The organism is Sulfolobales archaeon, assembly GCA_038897115.1.
GTDB lineage: Archaea > Thermoproteota > Thermoprotei_A > Sulfolobales > AG1 > AG1.
The window spans coordinates 1-5391 of the sequence record JAWAXC010000038.1 but is presented as its reverse complement, the minus strand read 5'-3'; the positions used below and the strand labels follow the sequence as shown (position 1 = coordinate 5391).

Annotated in this window: 7 protein-coding genes; 6 read left to right on the top strand and 1 reads right to left on the bottom strand. The window is 44.6% G+C overall.

The genetic code is table 11. The features are described from left to right. From QXE01_06395 to QXE01_06375, 5 genes are all read left to right on the top strand, one after another. On the top strand, nt 1-1029 hold a 1029-nt coding region (locus tag QXE01_06395; GenBank protein MEM4970865.1), incomplete at its 5' end, for a V-type ATP synthase subunit A. Between the two features lie 17 nt (nt 1030-1046). Further along, a complete protein-coding gene (locus QXE01_06390) occupies nt 1047-2441 on the top strand; it encodes a V-type ATP synthase subunit B (GenBank protein MEM4970864.1) in 1395 nt (464 codons plus the stop codon). Between the two features lie 6 nt (nt 2442-2447). Next, entirely contained in the window at nt 2448-3095 is a 648-nt protein-coding gene (locus QXE01_06385; GenBank protein MEM4970863.1) for a V-type ATP synthase subunit D, read from the top strand. After that, a complete protein-coding gene (locus QXE01_06380; GenBank protein ID MEM4970862.1) occupies nt 3088-3264 on the top strand; it encodes a hypothetical protein in 177 nt (58 codons plus the stop codon). The genes QXE01_06385 and QXE01_06380 overlap by 8 nt, the downstream gene beginning before the upstream one ends. Beyond that, nucleotides 3264-3656 carry a V-type ATP synthase subunit K gene (locus QXE01_06375; protein MEM4970861.1) on the top strand — a complete coding sequence of 131 codons (393 nt, stop codon included), beginning with the start codon at nt 3264-3266 and terminating at the stop codon, nt 3654-3656. Before QXE01_06380 ends, QXE01_06375 begins: the two co-directional genes overlap by 1 nt. Nucleotides 3657-3836: 180 nt before the next feature. Here the strand turns inward: QXE01_06375 and QXE01_06370 are convergent, their stop codons facing one another. Further along, a complete protein-coding gene (locus QXE01_06370; protein ID MEM4970860.1) occupies nt 3837-4847 on the bottom strand; it encodes a V-type ATPase subunit in 1011 nt (336 codons plus the stop codon). 126 nt (nt 4848-4973) lie between these two features. Here QXE01_06370 and QXE01_06365 point away from each other — a divergent pair, with 126 nt between their 5' ends. Continuing rightward, nucleotides 4974-5327 (top strand): hypothetical protein, encoded by a 354-nt coding sequence (locus QXE01_06365; GenBank protein MEM4970859.1) that lies wholly within the window; start codon nt 4974-4976, stop codon nt 5325-5327. Nucleotides 5328-5391: the final 64 nt, after the last annotated feature.

Sequence of the window (5391 nt, the reverse complement as noted above, 5' to 3'; positions counted from 1 at the left end):
GCTATGTGGAGCGATGCAAGAGTTGTGATATACATAGGATGTGGCGAGAGGGGTAATGAGATGACCGAGGTTCTGGAGAAGTTCCCAACATATAAGGATCCGTGGAGTGGGAGGCCGTTAATGGAGAGAACAATATTGATAGCGAATACAAGCAACATGCCAGTATCAGCTAGGGAGGCTAGCATCTATGTCGGGGTCACCATGGCCGAGTATTATCGAGACATGGGCTATGATGTTCTACTAGTAGCGGATTCCACAAGCAGGTGGGCCGAGGCTTTGAGAGAGATCGCTGGGAGGCTTGAGGAGATGCCTGCCGAGGAGGGCTATCCAAGCTATCTACAGAGTAGGCTTGCAGAGTTCTATGAGAGGGCTGGAAGGGTTATAGCCCTTGGAAGGCCTGAGAGAATAGGGTCTGTAACCCTTGTAGGCGCTGTATCCCCTCCAGGGGCTGATTTCACAGAGCCTGTGACCACCCATACTAGGAGGTTTATAAGGGTTTTCTGGGCTCTAGATACTGCTCTAGCCTATTCAAGGCACTACCCTGCTATAAACTGGATCACAAGCTACTCAGCCTATGTAGATACTGTGACCAAGTGGTGGATCAATAATATTGCGAAGGACTGGAGAGAGCTAAGGGATACGATATACTCGATCCTGCAGAGGGAGAACGAGCTTAGAGAGATAGTGAGGCTGATAGGGCCTGAAAACCTTGCTGAACCTGATAAGCTTGTCATGGATGTGGCGAGGATAATTAGGGAGGGGTTCTTAAAGCAGAACGCCTATGACAAGATAGATGCATTTGCATCTCCACAGAAGCAGGTAATGCTTATGAGGGCTATAGTGAGCTTCTATAGAAGTGCTAAAAAGCTTGTCGACTCAGGTGTTAGCGTTAAAGCTATAAGGGAGAAGACCCAGGATCTTGTGACAGAGCTTATAAAGGCTAGGTTCACAATACCTAATGAGGAGCTTAATAAGTTGGAGGAGCTAGAAAAGAAGATCTTGGAGAGGCTTGGAAGCTTAGCTGGGTGATCTAGATGGGGATTCAGATCTCACAATATAGAGAATATGAGACTATAAAAGAGATTAGAGGTCCTCTAATAATAGTTGAAAAAGCAAGCGGTGTAGCCTTTGACGAGCTTGTTGAGGTAGAGCTACCAAATGGTGAGAAGAGGAGTGGAAGAGTTCTAGAGGTTGGTATGGGATATGCTGTAGTACAGGTTTTCGAGGGTACTACGGGGATTAGCACTAGAGGTACTAAGGTAAGGTTCCTAGGAAAAACCATGGAAGCACCTGTATCGGAAGCAATGCTCGGAAGGATCTTCGATGGGCTTGGAAGACCGCTCGATGGAGGTCCGCCTGTGCTTGCCGAGGAGAGAAGGGATATAAATGGCTCCCCGATAAATCCTGCTTCGAGGGCGTATCCAGAGGATTTTATACAAACAGGGATCTCCGCTATAGATGGTATGAACACCCTTGTAAGGGGTCAGAAGCTACCTATATTCAGCGGTGGAGGGCTTCCCCACAATATGCTCGCAGCACAGATAGCGAGGCAGGCAACGGTGAGAGGTGAGAGGGAGGAGTTCGCTGTTGTATTCGCTGCTATGGGGATCAAATATGATGAGGCTCTATTCTTTAGAAAGTTCTTCGAGGAGACAGGGGCTATAAAGAGGGTTGCTATGTTTATAAACCTAGCTGATGAGCCTGCAATGGTTAGGCTTATAACCCCTAGAATGGCTCTAACCCTAGCCGAGTATCTCGCATTCGAGAGGGATATGCATGTCCTCGTGATCCTAACAGATATGACCAGCTATTGCGAGGCCCTCAGAGAGATCAGCTCTGCGAGGGAAGAGGTTCCAGGGAGACAGGGGTATCCTGGATATATGTACTCAGACCTAGCATCTATATATGAGAGGGCTGGAAGGGCTATAGGTAAGAAGGGATCTATTACTCAGATGCCAATCCTAACAATGCCTGCAGATGATATAACACACCCCATACCAGATCTAACTGGATATATAACTGAGGGGCAGATAGTGCTTGATAGAGGTCTATATAACAGGGGTATATATCCGCCTGTAAATGTTCTTATGAGCCTCTCAAGGCTTATGAAGGAGGGTATAGGGCCTGGCAAGACGAGAGAGGATCATGGTGATGTTAGTAACCAGCTCTACGCATCCTACTCCAGAGGCCAGGAGCTGAGGAGCCTAGCAATAATAGTTGGTGAGGAGAGCCTCTCCGAGACCGATAGGAAGTATCTGAGATTCGCAGATGCCTTTGAGAGGAGATTCCTATCTCAAGGCTTCTACGAGAACAGATCTATTGAAGAGACCCTAGACATAGGGTGGGAGGTACTCTCCATACTCCCTGAAAGCGAGCTAACCAATATAAAGGATGTATATATAGAGAAGTACCATCCGAGAAGAAGGGCTAAGGGTGCGTAGGATAGCATGGCTATAGACCCCAGATCTGTGCTCCCCACAAAGATAAATCTGATAAACCTGAGGAGAAGCTATGCGACTATAAGGAGGATTAGGAGGGTTTTAGAGGATAAGAGGGAGGTGCTACTCCTAAACATCAGAATAGCTATTGAGGAGTTCACAAGGCTTCAGAACTCGGTTAGGGAGAAGCTTAAAAAGGCGTATGAGAAATACTCAATAGCCGTTTCACAAGCCGGCCTAGTGGGTTTGAGGAGCATCGAATCTTCAACGAGGAAGGCAGCATCTGTGATTGTTGGTGAGAGGGCAGCGTTTGGTATTAAGATACCTGTTCTGACCATCGATAGGGAGAGCATACAGAAGCCAGAATATCCCCCTGGAACCACTCCGTATAGCCTCGATGTATCGATAGAATTGCTTAGAGATGCATTAGAGGAGATTGTGAAGCTCGCAGAGGCAGAGGCAACATTAAAGAGACTTATAGAGGAGCTGAGGAGAACCCAGAAGCTTATAAATGCAATTGACTATCTAATAATACCTAACTACGTAAATACTATCAAGAGGATTAGGAGTGTCTTAGAGGAGAGAATGAGAGAGGAATTTATAAGGTTAAAGCTTATGAAGAAGAAATTGGTGGCGAGGGGAGCTGCACGTGGCTGAAGATCTATTGAGCATGTTCAATAATATTCTTGAGAATAAGAGAAAAGAAATCGAGACTGAAATAGATAGAATGATAGAGGAGATTCTCGCTAAAAGGAAAAACGAGATCCTTTATACCAAGGATAAAGCTTTAAAGCAAATTATGCAACTACTTAAACCGGGGACTTGATGGCTAAAGGGTCTTTGAGGAGCGCCTGGATTATATATGGCTCTGGAATCGCTTTTGCAGTAGCAATATCAATAGCACTAGCACTTTTAATCCAAATAGGGACTTCACAAACAACAATGCTCCTACAACAGCTTGAGCTACAGCAGGCCGCATTCAATGCAAAGGAATTCGGGGAGAGAATGGGAAGATTCATAGGTGCTGGGCTCGCCCTGGGACTGGCTGGCATAGGTGCTGGAATAGCTGTGGGGCTAGCAGGTGCTGCAGCAATAAGCGCATTCACGGAAAAGCCTGAGGTCTTCGGAAGATCTTTCCTAATAGTCGTACTTGGCGAGGGAATTGCTATATATGGTATAGCAATTGCGATCCTAGTGCTAATACTAGGAGTACCATAATAAACGCTAAACCTGATATAGTTTTCTCCAAAACCCACTTCAATTATTTATTTTAAATTCTATTAGTGAAAATGCGGATCCCATATTAGAGGGGTAAGAATTTTAAGTAATAAATAGAAGAGGAGATGATGTATAGGGGATGCATTCATCATTGAAAAGAGTAGCTTCTAGATCTAAGTTCTAAACTGTTATGGATATTATTTTTCTGATTATCTCTATGGGTAGCCCTGCTTTTTTCCCATTGATTATAGCTATTATATCCTCTACATCCATAACCCTTACCCTGATGGCTGCCCACACGACACTGGGGTCAAATGGGTATGATGAAAATGCTGCCTCTAAAGAGCTTCTAACGGTCTTCCTTACATGACTGGTAATATTTATAAGGCTTTCTTCAAGACTTCTCTGAACTAGCTGTGTTCCATATATTTTCCTCAACACATTCATGATATTCTCCTCCTCCCTATAGCTATAAAGATCTTCGATCTCCCCCCTATCTATGCGACATGCTATATTGGAGAGCTCTGCTGGGCCTATATATTCTTTAGCCTTTCCTCTGGAAATTCTTATAGCGGTTTGAACTAGTATGAAATCTATCTCTGGGCATATAAGCCTTGATAGTGAAGGCTCTGATTTAACGATATTTGAGAGGTCTTTGGCAGCACCTATATCAGATGCTATTGAGATCGCGGATCCCGGATCCATATATTTAGATAATATGTTATAGTTTTCAACAAGGCTTGCAAACCCTTTCCCCCTTAAATGATCTAGAGCCTTTATAAAAGATCGATCTTCAATTGCTATTCTATAGAGCTCCCCAAGCCTAGTACCCTCAAGGATCTTAAGATCTAGCGATGGCAGTTCTCCCAAAGCTAGGGAAATGAGCATAGATGCTATCACTCTGTTCTCTATGAAGAGTAAGCCATGCTCAGCAATAGATCTATATGCTCTATCTACTATGGCTAGGAGAGGAGCTATAGATCTATATAGGCCTAGATAGAGAGATAGCTCTAAAAGCTCTTGATTCTCAACAGATACATTCCTTATATATTGATAATACGGGGTCTCCCTTAGATAACCGATGGCATCGCCAGCATTCCCAGCAGCAAGCATATCCTCAACAACGTTTTTACCAAGCCTCCCAGCATAGACTATCCTAGCCCTTACAGCAGCATATACATCCCAAACCATCGCATCTCCTCTATAGATAGGGCTGTATCTCTTAAAAGCAATATAGTTAGAAGCACCTGAATTTAACCCATATGCTTTTCCTAAGGATTTTTAGCTAGCTAACATATCTACTTATGGGTGGATTATTTGGGGTCTAAGGGTAAGAAGCCGATATCGGTTATGGAGAAGAGGCAGAAGAGGCTTCTAGAGGGGGAGAAGGAGAAGAAGGCTAAGGAGGAGAAGAAGCCGAAGAAGGCTGAGAAGTATGTAACCCTCTCTGCAACCCTCAATATAGATGCCTCACTCTATGCTAAAATAGGTAAAGAGATTAGTGAGCTAAGCGTTATAACACCAGCCATTATAGCCCAGAAATACTCAATCCCAGTATCTCTAGCCAAAGCGGTTCTCAGAAACCTCGAGAGGGAAGGGGCTGTATCGCTTGTAGCGAGAAGTAGGAGAAGCCTTATATATGTGCCGCAGGGCGCCGCAGCAGCCTCATAAAGTTTTTCCCATGATGATGGCAGGTATTTCTGATCGATGAGGATAGACACCAGAGCTGAGGATA

Coding starts and splice junctions, on each gene's coding strand:
- QXE01_06385 (MEM4970863.1), top strand. CDS start 2,448: ATGGCTATAGACCCCAGATCTGTGCTCCCCACAAAGATAAATCTGATA.
- QXE01_06375 (MEM4970861.1), top strand. CDS start 3,264: ATGGCTAAAGGGTCTTTGAGGAGCGCCTGGATTATATATGGCTCTGGA.
- QXE01_06370 (MEM4970860.1), bottom strand. CDS start 4,847: ATGGTTTGGGATGTATATGCTGCTGTAAGGGCTAGGATAGTCTATGCT.